At 69.9% G+C, this 15,287-nt stretch carries 16 protein-coding genes; 7 read left to right on the forward strand and 9 right to left on the reverse strand.

Features of this window, described 5'->3' with window-relative positions:
- The first annotated feature begins 6 nt into the window (after positions 1-6).
- From lptD to E2169_RS04295, 6 genes are read left to right on the forward strand one after another with little or no spacing between them, the layout of a single operon-like run.
- Positions 7-2,424, forward strand: coding sequence for an LPS-assembly protein LptD (gene lptD / locus E2169_RS04270; RefSeq protein ID WP_132985327.1), 2,418 nt, complete (start codon positions 7-9; stop codon positions 2,422-2,424).
- The gene (locus tag E2169_RS04275; RefSeq protein WP_132985328.1) at positions 2,421-3,716 is read left to right on the forward strand and encodes a peptidylprolyl isomerase; all 1,296 of its coding nucleotides are present in this window, start codon (positions 2,421-2,423) and stop codon (positions 3,714-3,716) included. Before lptD ends, E2169_RS04275 begins: the two co-directional genes overlap by 4 nt.
- Before the next feature lies 1 nt (position 3,717).
- Positions 3,718-4,716 (forward strand): 4-hydroxythreonine-4-phosphate dehydrogenase PdxA, encoded by a 999-nt coding sequence (pdxA, locus tag E2169_RS04280; protein WP_132985329.1) that lies wholly within the window; start codon positions 3,718-3,720, stop codon positions 4,714-4,716.
- Entirely contained in the window at positions 4,703-5,512 is an 810-nt protein-coding gene (rsmA, locus tag E2169_RS04285; protein WP_132985330.1) for a 16S rRNA (adenine(1518)-N(6)/adenine(1519)-N(6))-dimethyltransferase RsmA, read from the forward strand. The genes pdxA and rsmA overlap by 14 nt, the downstream gene beginning before the upstream one ends.
- A gap of 35 nt (positions 5,513-5,547) precedes the next feature.
- Positions 5,548-5,931 carry a Co2+/Mg2+ efflux protein ApaG gene (apaG, locus tag E2169_RS04290; RefSeq protein ID WP_132985331.1) on the forward strand — a complete coding sequence of 128 codons (384 nt, stop codon included), beginning with the start codon at positions 5,548-5,550 and terminating at the stop codon, positions 5,929-5,931.
- 1 nt (position 5,932) lies between these two features.
- Positions 5,933-6,799 (forward strand): symmetrical bis(5'-nucleosyl)-tetraphosphatase, encoded by an 867-nt coding sequence (locus tag E2169_RS04295; RefSeq protein WP_132985332.1) that lies wholly within the window; start codon positions 5,933-5,935, stop codon positions 6,797-6,799.
- Here E2169_RS04295 and E2169_RS04300 read toward each other — a convergent pair.
- From E2169_RS04300 to E2169_RS04320, 5 genes are read right to left on the reverse strand one after another with little or no spacing between them, the layout of a single operon-like run.
- On the reverse strand, positions 6,784-7,287 hold the full coding sequence (locus E2169_RS04300) for a dihydrofolate reductase (RefSeq protein WP_132985479.1): 504 nt from the start codon (positions 7,285-7,287) through the stop codon (positions 6,784-6,786). The genes E2169_RS04295 and E2169_RS04300 overlap by 16 nt on opposite strands.
- Before the next feature lie 35 nt (positions 7,288-7,322).
- Entirely contained in the window at positions 7,323-8,117 is a 795-nt protein-coding gene (locus tag E2169_RS04305) for a thymidylate synthase (RefSeq protein WP_132985333.1), read from the reverse strand.
- 56 nt (positions 8,118-8,173) lie between these two features.
- Positions 8,174-9,088 (reverse strand): prolipoprotein diacylglyceryl transferase, encoded by a 915-nt coding sequence (gene lgt / locus E2169_RS04310; protein WP_132985334.1) that lies wholly within the window; start codon positions 9,086-9,088, stop codon positions 8,174-8,176.
- A gap of 7 nt (positions 9,089-9,095) precedes the next feature.
- Positions 9,096-9,833 carry a TerC family protein gene (locus E2169_RS04315; RefSeq protein WP_132985335.1) on the reverse strand — a complete coding sequence of 246 codons (738 nt, stop codon included), beginning with the start codon at positions 9,831-9,833 and terminating at the stop codon, positions 9,096-9,098.
- Between the two features lie 46 nt (positions 9,834-9,879).
- Positions 9,880-10,260, reverse strand: a complete 381-nt coding sequence (locus E2169_RS04320) for a diacylglycerol kinase (RefSeq protein WP_132985336.1) — start codon at positions 10,258-10,260, stop codon at positions 9,880-9,882.
- A 204-nt stretch (positions 10,261-10,464) separates the two neighbouring features.
- On the opposite strand from E2169_RS04320, the gene E2169_RS04325 reads away from it, so the two are divergent.
- Positions 10,465-10,995: a hypothetical protein gene (locus E2169_RS04325; RefSeq protein ID WP_132985337.1), complete on the forward strand. Its 531-nt coding sequence runs from the start codon at positions 10,465-10,467 to the stop codon at positions 10,993-10,995.
- A gap of 78 nt (positions 10,996-11,073) precedes the next feature.
- Here the strand turns inward: E2169_RS04325 and E2169_RS04330 are convergent, their stop codons facing one another.
- The 4 genes from E2169_RS04330 to E2169_RS04345 form a co-directional block, all read right to left on the reverse strand.
- Positions 11,074-11,721: a C40 family peptidase gene (locus E2169_RS04330; RefSeq protein ID WP_132985338.1), complete on the reverse strand. Its 648-nt coding sequence runs from the start codon at positions 11,719-11,721 to the stop codon at positions 11,074-11,076.
- A 108-nt stretch (positions 11,722-11,829) separates the two neighbouring features.
- Positions 11,830-13,062 carry an ABC transporter permease gene (locus E2169_RS04335; protein ID WP_132985339.1) on the reverse strand — a complete coding sequence of 411 codons (1,233 nt, stop codon included), beginning with the start codon at positions 13,060-13,062 and terminating at the stop codon, positions 11,830-11,832.
- Positions 13,059-13,763 (reverse strand): ABC transporter ATP-binding protein, encoded by a 705-nt coding sequence (locus tag E2169_RS04340; protein ID WP_132985340.1) that lies wholly within the window; start codon positions 13,761-13,763, stop codon positions 13,059-13,061. The genes E2169_RS04335 and E2169_RS04340 overlap by 4 nt, the downstream gene beginning before the upstream one ends.
- Positions 13,760-15,256 (reverse strand): efflux RND transporter periplasmic adaptor subunit, encoded by a 1,497-nt coding sequence (locus tag E2169_RS04345; RefSeq protein WP_132985341.1) that lies wholly within the window; start codon positions 15,254-15,256, stop codon positions 13,760-13,762. The genes E2169_RS04340 and E2169_RS04345 overlap by 4 nt, the downstream gene beginning before the upstream one ends.
- Between the last annotated feature and the right edge of the window lie 31 nt (positions 15,257-15,287).

Genomic DNA, 15,287 nt, shown 5'->3' on the forward strand with positions numbered 1-15,287 from the left:
TCCTGCGTGCGCCAAGCCTTCCGCCTGCTCCCGCTGCCGCTGTGCATCGTCTGTGCATTGGCAGCACACCATCCGGTCGCGATGGCCGACGATGACATCGAGCCGGACTGGAGCCTGTGCCCGATCGTGGAGTCGGTGCCGGACTTTCCCGATGCCCAGCCGGCCAGCGGCGATCCCGCGGACCGCGCCTCGCTGCCCACCGACATCGCCGGCGACAGCCTCACCGGCGTTGACGGGGAGAACCTCGAGTACTCCGGCAACGTGACCCTGCGCCGCGGCGACCAGTTCCTCGGCGCCGACAACATCGAGTACCACAACCAAAGCGCCACCTACATCGCCACCGGCCGCGTCCGCTACCAGGACTCCGGCATGCGCCTGATGGCCGAGCGGCTCGAAGGCGACCAGGACGCCGACACCCACCGCGTCGACAACGTCGCCTACCAGCTCACCGAGCGTCGCGGCAACGGCGGCGCCGAGCGCATCGAGATGAAGGGTTCGCAGGGCGCGCTCTACGGCTCCACCTATTCCACCTGCCCGCCCGACGACCGCTGGTGGGAGCTGCGCGCCGAACGCATCGACATCGACAACGACAAGGGCGAAGGCATCGCCCGCGGCGCCACCCTGCGCCTGGGCAAGGTCCCGGTGCTGTACATGCCGATCTTCGCCTTCCCCACCGACAACCGGCGGCGGACGGGCCTGCTTTACCCGAGCATTTCCTATTCCAGCCGCAACGGCTTCGACTGGCGCCAGCCGATCTACCTCAACCTGGCGCCGCACTACGACATGACGCTGGAACCGCGGCTGATGACCAACCGCGGCTTCCTGCTGGGCACGGAGTTCCGCTATCGCAGCAACGGTGGCCGCGGCACCCTGGACCTCGAGTTCCTGCCGTCCGACAAGCTCACGCGCGACGGCCTCCAGGAGGAGATCGACGAGAACATCCGCCCCGAGAACCGGCGCAAGGACGATCGCGGGCTGTTGCGTTTCAACGGGGTCCAGAACGTCAACCGCTACTGGCAGGCACGCACCCGGCTCACCTGGACCAGCGACCCGCGCTACATCGAGGACTCCAGCAGCAACCTCAACGGCCGCACCAACTTCTCCTACAAGAGCGACCTGGGCATCTACGGCCGCGGCCGTACATGGGACGCCGGCGTCATGGCCGACTACTGGCAGCTCGGCGACTACACGCGCGCGGAGACCATCCTTGCCTACCACCGCCTGCCGCGCACGTACGCCAACTGGGAAGACAGCATCGGGCCGTGGTTCGTGGCCGGAGCCTCGGCCGAAGCGATCCGCTTCGAACACGCCGACAGTCACGCCCGCCCCGGCGGCAGCCGCCTGGACATGAAGCCCTGGGTTTCGATGCCGCTCGAAGGCGCAGCCTGGTTCGTCACGCCGACGCTGGCCTGGCGATACACCACCTACGACCTGGAAGACAGGCTGGCCCGGCAGCTCGCCAACAGCAACGGCACCGAGCCCGACACCTCGCCGTCGCGCAGCCTGCCCATCGGCACCGTGGACGCGGGCGTCTACTTCGACCGCACCACGCTGTTCCGCGGAGAGGCCCACACACAGACCCTGGAACCGAGGCTGTTCTATGTGAACGCGCCCTATCGTGACCAGTCGGGCTTGCCACGCTTCGATACCCAGGCCATGTCCTACAGCTGGGGCCAGCTGTTCCGGGACAACCGGTTCACCGGCGCCGACCGCCAGGCCGACGCCAACCAGCTGACCCTGGCGCTGACCACGCGCCTGGTCAGCGACGAGACCGGCCGCGAACGCCTGTCGGCGAGCATCGGCCAGATCCGCTATTTCGAGGACTCGCGCGTCGGCCTGACCGCCACCTCGCCGGTGATCGAACAGGGCAAGTCGGCGTGGATCGCCGACGCCAACTACGAGATCAACGACCGCTGGAGCATCGGCACTACCTATCACTGGAACCCCGCCAGCCGCCAGGAGGACCTGGCCAGCGTGCGTACCCGCTACCTGATCGGCGACGATGGCGTGGTCAACTTCGGCTACCGCTACCGGCGCAGCGCCAATACCGGGGACGATCTGCTCGAGCAGGTCGACTTCTCCTTCCTGTATCCGATCAACCCGTCCTGGAGCCTGGTCGGACGCTATTACTACTCGCTGCTGGACAACCAGCTGCTGGAGGGAATCGCCGGCGTCCAATGGGACAGCTGCTGCATGTCCGCGCGCCTGGTCGGCCGCCGCTACGTGCGCAATTTCCGCGGCGACATGAACGACGCGATCCAGCTCGAGATCGAATTCAAGGGTCTCGGCTCGGCGGGTCCGGAAACAAGGAGCCGGCTGCGCCGTGCTATTCTCGGCTACCACCGCGAGGACCTCTATCTGACGCCTCCGCCCGAAGTCGGTGTCGACGACGGCGAAGTGCCTACGGACGATTTTTTCCCATGAAGAAGCGCTTCCTTTCCCTCGCATTCGCGCTTGCCGCACTTGCCGCGCCCGCATTCGCCCAGGACGTGCAGCCGATCGACGGCATCGCCGCCGTGGTCGACGAAGACGTCATCCTGCAGAGCGAGCTCGAGCGCGCGGTGCAGAACATCAAGGCGCAGTACGGCGGCCGCAGCGACCAGCTCCCGCCCGAAGCGATCCTGCGTCGCCAGGTGCTCGAACGCCTGATCCTGGTCCAGCTGCAGACCGCGCGCGCGCAGTCCACGGGCGTGCGCGTGGCCGATGAAGAGCTCGATGGCGCGGTCGCCGCGGTTGCCCAGCAGAACAACATGACCCCCGACCAGCTGCGGCAGCAACTCGCGGCGGACGGCATCTCCCTGGGCGAATTCCGCAACTCGCTGCGCGACGAGCTTGCCATCCAGCGCCTGCGCCAGCGCTTCGCGCAGAGCACGATCTCGGTGAGCGACGCCGAGGTCGACGCCGCGCTGGCCAGCCAGGCCGGCGGCACCCAGTACCGCCTTGCCAACATTCTCGTCGCCCTGCCCAACGGCGCCACGCCCGAGCAGATCGCGATCGCACAGGAGAAGATCGACGGCATCCAGGCCCTGCTCGAACGCGGGGAGATGGACTTCGCGGCTGCGGCAGTGCGCTATTCCGACAGCCCCAACGCGCTTGAAGGCGGCGACCTCGGCTGGCGCACCACGGACGAAATCCCCTCCGCGTTCAGCGCGATCGTCGGCAACCTCCAGGCGGGCCAGGTCTTCGGGCCGGCGCGTGGTCCCAGCGGCTTCCAGCTGCTGCAGCTCGTCGACGTGCGCGACACCGCCGGCGGCGCCGGGCCGACGGTCACCCAGTACCAGGCGCGCCATATCCTGGTGCGCGGCGACGATGCCGCGGCCAAGACCCGCATCGACAGCCTCCACGCGCAGGTCACCGGGGGCGCCGACTTCGGCACCGTGGCCCGCGAGGACTCCGACGACAGCAGCACCCGCGCCGCCGGTGGCGACCTGGGATGGTTTGCCCAAGAGACCTTCGGACCGCAGTTCGGCGACCAGGTAGCCGCGCTGCAGGACGGTGAGGTGTCGGCGCCGTTCCGCAGCCAGGCAGGCTGGCACATCCTCCAGCGCACCAGCACCCGCCAGGCCGACGTCAACGCCGAGAACCGCCGCAACCAGGCCCGCGAGGCCATCGGCCAGCGGAAACTCGAGGACGAGTGGAACCGTTTCCTGCGCGAGATGCGCGGCGAGGCGTTCATCGACATCCGTCCCTCCTCCGGGGCCGTCAGCGGCAGCTGAGATGCAGCGTCCACGGCTCGCGCTGGTCCCGGGTGAACCGGCCGGCGTCGGGCCGGAGCTCTGCGTCCGTGCGCTGCAGCGCAGCTGGGACGCCGACCTCGTACTCTTCGCGGACGGCGCGGCGCTGCTTGCCGCGGCCAGGCACCTCGGGCTGCCGATGCAGCGCCCCGCACCCGACCGCGTCTCCGCGCCCGGAGGCAGCTTCGTCCTGCACGACGTGCCGGCAGCGGTCGCCGTATCCCCGGGCGTGCCGGCCCCCGCCAACGCCGCGTCCACCGTGGCCGCGCTGCTTGCCGCGGCCGATGCCTGCCTGGCCGGCCGCTGCCAGGGCATGGTCACCGGCCCCGTGCACAAGGCCGCGATCAACGACGGCGGCATCGCCTATACCGGCACCACCGGCCTGCTCGCCGCGCATGCAGGACGCGACGTGGTGATGATGCTCGCCAATCCCGCCATGCGCGTGGCCCTGGCCACGGTGCACCTGCCCTTGAGGGACGTGCCGGAGGCGCTGACGCCGGGCCTGCTCGAAGACACCCTGCGCATCCTGCATGCCGCCCTGGGCAAGGACTTCGCAATCGGCGACCCCGTGGTCGCGGTGCTGGGCCTGAACCCGCACGCCGGCGAGGACGGCCACCTCGGCCGCGAGGAGATCGACATCATCATCCCCGTGCTGGAGCGGCTGCGCGGCGAAGGCATGCATCTGGAGGGGCCGCTGCCGGCGGACACCGCCTTCCTGCCTGCAAAGCTCGCGCGCTTCGACGCGGTCCTGGCGATGTACCACGACCAGGGCCTGCCGGTCCTCAAGCACGCGGGCTTCGAACAGGCGGTCAACATCAGTCTGGGCCTGCCCTATCCGCGCGTCGCGGTCGACCACGGCACCGCGCTCGACCTGGCCGGCAGCGGCCGTGCCGACCCCTCGAGCCTGTTCGCCGCCATCGAAACCTGCACCCGCCTCGCCGCGGCGCGCGCACCGGGAGCATCACGCCATGAGCCAGCATGACGGCCACGACGGCCGCTTCCGCGAGCCCGCCAAGAAGGCGCTCGGCCAGCACTTCCTGCACGAGCGCGGCGTGGTCGACCGGATCATCCTCGCGCTCGGCCCGCAGCCGGGCGACCGGGTCGTCGAGATCGGACCGGGCCAGGGCGCCATGACCTTCCCGCTGCTCGAGCGGCACGGCACCCTGACCGCGATCGAGTTCGACCGCGACCTGCTGGCACCGCTCACGGTGCGGGCGCGGGAATACGGCGAACTGGAGCTCATCCACGCCAACGTGCTCGACGTCGACTTCACCGCGCTCGCCGCCGGGACGCCGCTGCGCCTGGTCGGCAACCTGCCCTACAACCTGTCGTCTCCAATCCTGTTCCATGCGCTGGACCACGCCGCGGCCGTCCGCGACATGCACTTCATGCTGCAGAAGGAGGTCGTCGACCGCATGGCCGCCGCCCCTGGCAGCAAGGTCTACGGGCGCCTCAGCGTGATGCTGCAGGCCTGGTGCCGGGTCACGGCCTTGTTCACGGTGGGGCCGGGCGCATTCAGGCCGCCGCCGAGGGTCGACTCCGCCGTGGTGCGCCTGGTCCCGCGCGCCCCGCAGGAGATCGGCATCGACGATCCGGCGCGCTTCGCTGCGGTCGTACGCGCCGCCTTCGGACAGCGCCGCAAGACCCTCCGCAACGCGCTGCAGCCGCTGTGCAGTGCGGAGGACATCACCGCCGCCGGGATCGATCCCTCGCAGCGCGCCGAGCAGCTGGAGGTCGCGGATTTCATCCGCCTGGCGAACGCGGTGCCCGCGGCATAGCCCCGGTTTTCACGCCGAACGCTTACACTCGCCGCATGGACGAAACACCCGACTACACCCTGGAGATCCAGATCGCCACGCGCTTCCTGCCCGAGGAATCCGCGCCCGAGGACGACCGCTACGTCTTCGCCTACACCATCCGGATCCGCAACCTCGGCCGCCGCGCCGCGCAGCTGCTCGACCGCCACTGGCTGATCACCGACGGCAACGGCCACGTCGAGGAGGTCCGTGGCGAAGGCGTGGTCGGCGAACAGCCGCTCATCGAACCCGGCGACCAGTTCACCTACACCTCCGGCGCCGTGCTCGAGACCGCGGTCGGCACGATGGAAGGCAGCTACGGAATGGTCGGCGACGACGGTACGCATTTCGACGCGCCGATCCCGCCGTTCACCCTCGCCGTCCCGCGTACGCTGCACTGACATGGCGGTCTGGGCGATCGGCGACCTCCAGGGCTGCCTGGGGCCTACCGAGCGGCTGCTCGAGCGCATCGGCTTCGATCCTGCGCGCGACCTGCTGTGGTTCTGCGGCGACCTGGTCAACCGCGGCGGCGAGTCGCTGGAGACGCTGCGTCTGGTGCATTCGCTGCGCGAGAGCGCGGTCACCGTGCTCGGCAACCACGACCTGTCGCTGCTGGCGATCGCCGAGCGCCGCGAGGCCGACCAGCGCAAGGTCAATCCCGACCTGCAGCGGGTGCTGTTCGCGCCCGACCGCGACCAATTGCTGGACTGGCTGCGCACCCAGCCGCTGGTGCACGCCGACCGCGAACTGGGCTGGATGATGGTGCACGCCGGCCTGGCGCCGAAGTGGAGCGCCGACGACGCCCTGGCGATGTCCGGCGAAGTCGAGCGCGTGCTGCAGGGAAGCAACCGCCAAGGCCTGCTGCGCAACATGTACGGCGACCGCCCGGCCTGGTCCAACGGCCTGCGCGGCACCGACCGCCAGCGCGCGATCATCAACACCTTCACCCGGATGCGCTACTGCAGTCCGCGCGGGCGCATCGCGTTCGAGGAAAAGGGCGCGCCCGGCACGCAACAGCCCGGTCTCTATCCCTGGTACGCGGTCCCCGGGCGCGTCGAGCGCGGACTGAAACTCGTCTGCGGCCACTGGTCGTCGCTGGGGCTGTTCATCGGCCACGGCGTGCATGCGATCGACACCGGCGCGGTATGGGGCGGCAAACTCACCGCCCTGCGCCTGGATTCCGACGAACTGCAAGTGGTGCAGGTCGAGGGCAGGCCACAGCCGGCTCCGCCCCCGCCGCTGCCGACAGGCGCTCAGGGACGCCGGTAGTCGACGAATTCGAATGCGAAGGCGTGGCGCCCGTCGGCCGGATGCCGCTCGCGGGAGATCACGCGCCAGCCAGCCTCGTCGAAGACGGGGAAGAAGGCGTCGGCGTCGGCCACCACGGTGTCGACGCGGGTCAGGTGCAGCGACGATGCATGCGGCAGCGCGAGCGCGTAGACCTCGGCACCACCAATGACGCACAGCTCGCCGCGTCCGCCCTCGGCTTCGCCTGCGACGATCGCAAGCGCATCCTCCAACGAAGCCACCGCTTCCATGCCCGCGAAGGGCACGCGGCCGCTGCGCGTAAGCACCAGGTTGCGACGCCCGGGCAGCGCGCGGCCCAGCGATTCCGCCGTCCGGCGCCCCATCAGCAGCGCTTTCCCGAGCGTCCGCGCCTTGAATCGCGCAAGGTCGTCCGGCAGCCGCCACGGCAGGTCGTTGTCGCGGCCGATCGCGAGCCTGCGGTCGACCGCGGCAAGCACGGTGACCTCCACGGACCGCGTCGCGTCGCCCTGCACCACCCGCGGCCTCAGACCGCCACCGGCGCCTTGATCGCCGGGGCCGGGTCGTAGTCCTCGATGGCGATGTCGTCGCAGGTGAAGGCGAAGACATCGTCGATGGCCGGGTTCAGCACCAGCCTTGGCAGCGTCCGCGGCTCGCGCGCCAGCTGCTCGCGCGCCTGGTCGTAGTGGTTCGAGTACAGGTGCGCATCGCCCAGCGTGTGCACGAAGTCGCCCACGCCCAGCCCGCAGGCCTGCGCCACCATGTGCGTGAGCAGGGCGTAGCTGGCGATGTTGAACGGCACGCCGAGGAAGATGTCGCCGCTGCGCTGGTAGAGCTGGCAGCTCAGCCGCCCTTCGACCACGTAGAACTGGAACAGCGCGTGGCAGGGCTGCAGCGCCATCGCCGGCAGGTCGGCGACGTTCCAGGCGCTCACCACCAGGCGGCGCGAGTCGGGGTTGCGGCGGATCTCGTCGATCACCCAGCGGATCTGGTCGATCTCGCCACCGCGGCCATCGGCCCAGCGCCGCCACTGCTTTCCGTAGACCGGGCCGAGCTCGCCGTCGGCGTCCGCCCATTCGTCCCAGATCGTGACCTTGTTGTCGCGCAGGTAGGCGACGCTGGTTTCGCCCTTCAGGAACCACAGCAGCTCGTGGATGATCGAGCGCAGGTGCAGCTTCTTGGTGGTGACCAGCGGAAAACCGTCATTCAGGTCGAAACGCATCTGCCAGCCGAACACGCTGCGCGTGCCGGTGCCGGTGCGGTCGGCCTTTTCGGTGCCGTGCTCGAGCACATGGCCGAGGAGATCGAGGTACTGCCGCATGCATCAGGCTCCGTCAGAAGTTGGCAGGTCGTTGCCGGTCGCGGCTGCAGCCGCTCCTACAGGTGGCCGGCGGCGGCCGGCGGTGCGGGCTGCAGGGTCGGCGAGCGCCGCGCCAGCCACAGCCAGTACAGGCCGAGCAGCACCAGCGGCGTGCTCAACACCTGGCCCATCGTCAGCCAGCCAAAGGCAAGATAGCCGATGTGGGCGTCGGGTTCGCGCACGAACTCGACCAGGAAGCGGAACGCGCCGTAGAGCAGCGCGAACATGCCCGAGACCGCGTAGCGCGGCCGCGGCCTGCTCGAGAACCACCACAGCGCCGCGAACATCAGCACGCCCTCGAGGAAGGCCTGGTAGAGCTGCGAAGGGTGGCGCGCGTACTGCTCCAGCTGGCCCGCACCGTGCAGCACGCGCAGCGCAGCATCATCCAGCCGGACCAGGTCCGGCGGCAGCGCGTGGCGGAACACCGTGGCCCAGGGCAGGTCGGTGGGCTTGCCCCAGAGCTCGCCGCCGATCCAGTTGCCGATACGGCCGAAACCCAGGCCCAGCGGCACCAGCGGCGCCACGAAGTCCATCGTGTCGAAGAAGTGCACCCGGCGCGCGCGCGACCACAGCCAGCTTGCCAGGAACACGCCGAGCAGGCCGCCATGGAAGCTCATGCCGCCCTCCCAGATCCGCACCAGCATCAGCGGGTTGGCCAGGAAGTCGCCGAAGGAATAAAACAGCACGGAGCCGATGCGCCCGCCCAGCACGACGCCGAGCATGCCGTAGAACATCAGGTCGCCGAAGCCGGCATCATCGACGCCCGGCAGACGGCCGGCACGGATCCGCGACCGCCCCAGCAGCCAGGCGCTGAGGAAGGCCAGCGCATACATGAGCCCGTACCAGTGCACCCCCGGCGCGAACGTCCTTCCGAAGAGTTCGAAGGCCGGGGCCTGTACCGCGATCGGATCGACCAGATGCAGGAGGCTCATGCCGCGGTCACTCGCGGGCCACGCCGGCCAGCGCGCGACGCTTGGCCCAGAGATTGAGCCCCTCGACGAAGGCCGAGAAGGCCATCGAGCCGTAGATGTAGCCGCGCGGGATATGCAGGTCGAAGCCCTCGCTGAGCAGGTAGGCGCCGATCAGCACGATGAAGGCCAGGGCCAGCATCTTCACCGTCGGATTGTTGTCGATGAACTTGCCCAGCGGCTGGGCGGCCAGCAGCATCACGCCGACCGCGATCAGGATCGCCGCCACCATCACCGGCACATAGTCGCCGGCCATGCCGACGGCCGCGATCACCGAGTCGAGCGAGAACACGATGTCGATCACCGCGATCTGCGCGATCACCATGCCGAACGAGGCTGCCGCCTTGCCGGTCCCATCGACATCCTCATGCTCGCCGAGGACCAGCGTGCGGATCTCCATCGCGCCCTTCACGATCAGGAACAGGCCGCCCAGGACCAGTACAAGATCGCGTACCGAAATCCCCTGGCCGAACAGCGTGAACAGATCGCTGGTCAGTCCCGCCAGCCAGGCCAGCGTCAGCAGCAGGCCCAGGCGCGTGATGCAGGCCACCGCGATGCCGAACTTGCGCGCGAACTCGCGGCGCTCCGCCGGAAGCCGGCTGACCGCGATGGAAATGAACACCAGGTTGTCGATGCCGAGCACGATTTCAATCGTGGCCAGCGTGACCAGCAGGATCCACACCTGCGGGTCTGTAATCAGTTCGATCATTGCTTGCTTGTCCTTCGGGAATCGATTGCCGTGCGGCGCACGGAGTTCATGGCAGTCGCGGCAGCAGCAGCGCGCCCCATACCAGCAATACGTTGAGCATCAGCACGAAGACCGCCGCCGAGCCCATGTCCTTGGCGCGGCCGGCGAGTTCGTGGTGCTCGTCGCCATAGCGGGCGATGACCGCTTCGACCGCTGAATTCAGGAGTTCCACCGCCAGCACCAGCATCAGGCAGCCCACCAGGAGCGCGCGCTCGACGCCGTCGCGGCCCAGCCACAGGCCCAGCGGCGCCAGCACCAGGAACAGGTAGACCTCGAGCCGGAACGACGACTCGTGGAGCCAGGCCGCGCGCAGGCCCTGCAGCGACCAGAGGGTCGCCTTCAGCATGCGTGCCGGGCTGCGGGGCAGGTGTCCGGTCTCGTCGGCCATAAGCGCGCAATTTTGCCACAAGGCGGAGCGCAGGGCCGGGTTCGCCCACGGATTCCGGCCCGGGCGGGCGTTGGCCGCCATTCACCCGGCGCGCAGGCACCCGCTGCCACGATGCAGGCGTCACGCAACCGAAGCAGGAATCCGCGCATGCGCAGACCCGCTGTTATCCTCGGATCGATCGCCGCACTCGTCTCTGGAGTAGCCATGAATCCATCTTTTGCACAGGCCACGCCGCAGCCCATGCAGCCCGGCGACGCCGGCTACAACGTGGTGCTCGACGCCGCCACCCGACCGCTGCGCGATGCCCTCGGCGGGCAGGTCGAACTCGAGGTGGAGCGCATGGACCGCGTCGGCAGCTGGGCCTTCGTGCTCGGCAACATGCGCGCGCCCGACGGCGGCCGGCCGGATCTTTCCGGCACGTCGTTCGCCGATGCCTCGGCACAGGGCGCCATGTCCGACGTGTACGTGGTCCTGCTCCGGCACGAACAGGACTCCAGGCCCGCCGACGAAGGCGAGGCCGCTGATACCGGGGTCCCTGCCGATGCCGACGCTGCCGCTTCCGCCGCCCCTGCCGCAGCAGCGGCGCGCGACCAGAGCGGCGCCCCTGCCGGTGCCGAGGGTTTCCCCTCCGGCGGCACTTGGCGCGTGCTCGACCACGCCATCGGGCCCGGCGACGTGGCCTGGATTGACTGGCCGCAGGCGCATGCGGCGCCGAGGGCGCTGTTCGGCTTCTGATAGCAGCCCTCGCGCACCTCCAGAAACGACAAAGGCCGGGCATTCGCCCGGCCTCCGTCATCCCGACTGCGCGAGACCTCAGCGCGGCGGGGCGATGATCTCGTAGTTGCCCGACGCGCCGCCCCAGCTGACGCGCTGTGAGCCGTCGGCGTTGACGTTGTTGGAACCGATGAACTTCGGCTGCCCGCCCTCGAAGCCCGCGAACAGCACCACGTGCGACTGCCCGTTGCGCTGCATCAGCACGACGTCGCCGGGCTGGGCGTCGGCCAGCGACACCGTCTTCCAGCCATCGCCCTTCAGGTTGCTCGCCAGGTTGTCCACCGACGCGCTGGCCTGGCCGGGATCGATCAGGCCCGCCTTCTGCAGGCAGGCGGAGACGAAGTTCGCGCAGTTGACGTTGTTCGGCACCCAGCTCTGCATCGGCAGCTCGTTGCTGTGCTTGAGCTCGCCGGCATTGCGGCCGATGAACTGCTCGGCGATCGCGGCGGCGTTGTTGCCGCTGACGCGGGTGCCACCGGAGATGCCTTCGGTGCCCGACACCCCGCCGGCGCCACTGTCGCCCCGGGTGCCCGGCGACCCGCCGATGTTCAGCGTGGCACCGGCGTAGATCAGGTCGGCATCCTTGATCTGCGAGTTGGCGTCCATCAGGGCGTTGACGGTGGTCCCGTAGCGCTGCGCGATCTGCGAGAGCGTGTCGCCCGAGGCGATGTTGTGGATGGCGGTCATGTCGCGTCTCCGTCCGCTGCGCGGTTCGTGGCTATGGACGCAGTGTCCGGCCGCACGCGCCAGCCGCCAACCCGGGGCCGGTCCCAATGGGGTCGACCCGAGGTCGGGTTACTGGCGCAGCGCTTCGATCGGATCGAGCAAGGAGGCCTTGCGCGCCGGGTAGTAGCCGAAGAACAGGCCCGTCGCCACCGAGAAGCCGGCCGCGAGCCCCACCACCTGGCCGTTGAGCACCACCGGCAGGTCGCCGAAACGGCCGACCAGGACCGCGCCGACGATGCCGATGACGATGCCCAGCGCGCCGCCGACCAGCGACAGCAGCATCGCCTCGGTCAGGAACTGGCGGCGCACGTCGGACGGCCCGGCGCCGACCGCCATGCGCAGGCCGATCTCGCGGATCCGTTCGGTCACCGACACCAGCATGATGTTCATGATGCCGATGCCGCCGACGATCAGGGAGATGGTCGCCACCGCGCCGAGCAGCAGCGACATCAGTCGCGTGGTCGCGGTGCGGGTGGCCACGATCTCGGAGATGTTGCGCACGCTGAAGTCGTCGTCGTCGCCCGGGCCGATGCGGTGGCGCTGGCGCAGCAGCGATTCCACCTCGCCCTGCACGTAGCCCAGGTCGTCAGCGTTGGCGACGGCCAGCGCGACCTGCATGACCGCGCCCGGCGGCAGGCCGATCGAGCCCAGCAGCCGGCGGCGCCCGGTCTGCAGGGGCACCATCATCACGTCGTCCTGGTCCTGGCCCCAGCCGCCCTGCCCCTTCGGCGCCAGCGTGCCTACGACCACGAACGGCACGCGGCCCAGGCGCACCGTCTGCCCGATCGCCGGCTCGTCGCCGAACAGCTCCCGACGCACGGTCTCGCCGATGATCACTTCCTTCGCGGCACCGCCGTAATCCTGCGCGTCGAAGGCCTCGCCCTCGGCGATGCTCCAGCCGTTGATGTCGAAGTAGTCCGGCTGCACGCCCTGCCAGCGGCTCGACCAGTTGTTCTCGGCATAGACCACCTGGGTGCTGCCGTTCAGCGAGCCGGCCACGAACTGGACCTCCGGGATGTCGGTGCGGATCGCCTCGACGTCGCCCTCGGTGAGGGTGTAGAAGCTCGACGCGCTCATGCGCACGCCACCGGGGCCGCGGCGCGAGCCGGGCGAAATGTCCAGGCGCTGCGAACCCAGGCCCGAGACCATCTTGTCGATCTCGGACTGCGTGCCCTGGCCCACCGACACCATCACGATCACCGCGGCGATGCCGATGATCACGCCCAGCGAGGTGAGCACGCTGCGCATCCAGTTCCCGCGCAGGGCGTGGATCGCGGTGCGGATGACGTCGCTGAACTTCATGGCGCCGCCTCCGCGTGCTCGGGGTGCAGCTCGCCGTCGCGGATCACGTAGGTGCGATCGGCATGCGCCGCGACCTCGGCGTCGTGGGTGATCAGGACCACGGTGTGGCCTTCGTCGCGCAGGCGCTTGAACAGCGCCAGGATCTCCTCGCCGGTGCGCGAGTCGAGCGCGCCGGTGGGCTCGTCGGCCAGCAGCAGCGGCGGCCGGTTGACCAGCGCGCGCGCGATCGCCACGCGCTGCTGCTGGCCGCCCGAGAGTTCATTGGGCCGATGCCCGGTGCGGTCGCCCAGCCCGACCGCTTGCAGCACCTCGGTGGCCAGGCGCTCGCGCTCGGCCGGCGGCACGCGCGCATAGCCCAGCGGCATTGCCACGTTTTCCAGCGCGCTCATCCGCGGCAGCAGGTGGAAGCCCTGGAAGACGAAGCCGATCTTCTCGCGGCGCAGCGCCGCCAGCGCCTCGGCATCGAGGGTCGACACGTCCACGCCGTCGCAGTGGTAGCTGCCCGAGCTCGGCGTATCCAGGCAGCCGATCAGGTTCATCAGAGTCGACTTGCCCGAACCCGAGGGCCCCATGATCGCCACGAAGGAGCCGTGCTCGATGCGCAGGTCGACGTCCTTCAGCGCCACCACCTCGGCCTCGGAGCCGGCCGAGTAGACCTTGCCCAGGGCGCGGGTCTCGATGATCGGGGCGGCGGCGCTCATCGCGCGGCGCGCTCGCCCGTGACCAGCAGGTCGCCGGCCTGGAGTCCGCCGGAGACCTCGGTGGCCGTGCCGTCGGTGGCGCCCACGCGGACCATCACCGGCTCCGGCCTGCCATCCGACAGCCTGTAGACGGTCGTGCGGGTGGCCCCGACCAGGCTCGCCACCGCGGCGTCCCAGCGCCCGGCCTGCCCCTCGTCGAGGCTGGCGCGGAAGGTCGCGAAGTCGTCCCGATAGCGCTGCAGCATGCGCTGGCGGATCTGCGATGCCATCGCAGCCGGGGGCGCGCCGCCACCGCGGGGCCCACGGAACATCGCCCCACCCGCAGGACCGTTGCCCGCGGGCGCCGCCTCGCGCGCCTGCTGCCGGGCCTGGATCGCGGCGATCGCTTCGTCGAACGCGGCCTGCTGCTCCGGGCCGAGTCCGAGCGCGGCGGCTTCGCGACGGAGGTCGTCGGCGACGCCGCTGCGGGCCCCGCCGCGCGCTGCGGCCGGGACCGCGCCGTCGGTGCTCGTGGGCTTGTAGCGCAGCGCCGCGTTGGACACCTTGAGGACGTCGTCGCGGCGGCTGACCTCGATCTCCGCGTTCACGGTCAGGCCGGGCAGCAGCGTGCCATCGCTGTTGTCCACGGTCACGACCACCGGGTAGGTCACCACGTTGCTGGTATTGGTGGCGCTCAGCCGCACCTGGTCGACCACGCCGCGGAACTGGCGGTCGGCAAAGGCATCGGCGGTGAAGCTCACGCCCTGCCCGGCCTGGACCTGGCCGATGTCGGCCTCGTCCACGGCGAGCTCGATCTTCATCTGCGACAGGTCCTCGGCGATCGAGAACAGCTCCGGTGCCTGCAGGCTCGCGGCTACGGTCTGGCCGGGCTCGATGGTGCGCGTCAGCACCACGCCATCCACCGGCGAACGGATCACGGTGCGCTCGAGGTTGATGCGCGTGGTCTGCGTGGACGCGGTCTGCTGGTTGATCTGCGCCTGCGCGGAGGCCACCTGCGCACGCGCCTGGTCCAGCGCCGCGCGCGCAAGGTCGACGTCACTGCGCGCCACCAGCTGGCGCTCGCCCAGTTCCGTCTTGCGCGTGTGGTCGAGCTCGGCGTTGCGCAGCCCCGCCTGCGCCTGCGCAAGGCTCGCGCGGGCGCTGGCGATCTGCGCCGAACCCTGCTCGATCTGCGCCTGGTAGCTGCTCGGGTCGATGCGGGCAAGCACCTGGCCCTGCTCCACCTTGTCGTTGAAGTCGACCAGCACGTCGGTCACCTGGCCCGAGATCTGGCTGCCCACGACCACCGTCGAGATCGCGCTCAGGGTGCCGGTGGCCGAGATCGCGACGCGGATGTCACCCTGCTCGACCTCGACGGTCCGCCAGGTACCGGCGTCGGCGGACGCGTTGCGCTGGCTGAAATACCAGGCGCCCGCGCCGAGTGCGAGGACGGTGATGACGGCGATGGCGAGGGTCTTGCGGGGGCGGCTTGCGCGCTTGGGTCGGTGGCTCATTCGCTGCGGGATCCGGCTGGGGTCGTGAAGG

The organism is Luteimonas terricola (assembly GCF_004352845.1).
Classification (GTDB): domain Bacteria; phylum Pseudomonadota; class Gammaproteobacteria; order Xanthomonadales; family Xanthomonadaceae; genus Luteimonas; species Luteimonas terricola.

Excerpts from the sequence above, each read along its gene's own strand:
- E2169_RS04275 (WP_132985328.1), top strand. The coding sequence starts at position 2,421 with ATGAAGAAGCGCTTCCTTTCCCTCGCATTCGCGCTTGCCGCACTTGCC.
- pdxA (WP_132985329.1), top strand. The coding sequence starts at position 3,718 with ATGCAGCGTCCACGGCTCGCGCTGGTCCCGGGTGAACCGGCCGGCGTC.
- rsmA (WP_132985330.1), top strand. The coding sequence starts at position 4,703 with ATGAGCCAGCATGACGGCCACGACGGCCGCTTCCGCGAGCCCGCCAAG.
- apaG (WP_132985331.1), top strand. The coding sequence starts at position 5,548 with ATGGACGAAACACCCGACTACACCCTGGAGATCCAGATCGCCACGCGC.
- E2169_RS04295 (WP_132985332.1), top strand. The coding sequence starts at position 5,933 with ATGGCGGTCTGGGCGATCGGCGACCTCCAGGGCTGCCTGGGGCCTACC.
- E2169_RS04305 (WP_132985333.1), bottom strand. The coding sequence starts at position 8,117 with ATGCGGCAGTACCTCGATCTCCTCGGCCATGTGCTCGAGCACGGCACC.
- lgt (WP_132985334.1), bottom strand. The coding sequence starts at position 9,088 with ATGAGCCTCCTGCATCTGGTCGATCCGATCGCGGTACAGGCCCCGGCC.
- E2169_RS04315 (WP_132985335.1), bottom strand. The coding sequence starts at position 9,833 with ATGATCGAACTGATTACAGACCCGCAGGTGTGGATCCTGCTGGTCACG.
- E2169_RS04320 (WP_132985336.1), bottom strand. The coding sequence starts at position 10,260 with ATGGCCGACGAGACCGGACACCTGCCCCGCAGCCCGGCACGCATGCTG.
- E2169_RS04325 (WP_132985337.1), top strand. The coding sequence starts at position 10,465 with ATGAATCCATCTTTTGCACAGGCCACGCCGCAGCCCATGCAGCCCGGC.
- E2169_RS04330 (WP_132985338.1), bottom strand. The coding sequence starts at position 11,721 with ATGACCGCCATCCACAACATCGCCTCGGGCGACACGCTCTCGCAGATC.
- E2169_RS04335 (WP_132985339.1), bottom strand. The coding sequence starts at position 13,062 with ATGAAGTTCAGCGACGTCATCCGCACCGCGATCCACGCCCTGCGCGGG.
- E2169_RS04340 (WP_132985340.1), bottom strand. The coding sequence starts at position 13,763 with ATGAGCGCCGCCGCCCCGATCATCGAGACCCGCGCCCTGGGCAAGGTC.
- E2169_RS04345 (WP_132985341.1), bottom strand. The coding sequence starts at position 15,256 with ATGAGCCACCGACCCAAGCGCGCAAGCCGCCCCCGCAAGACCCTCGCC.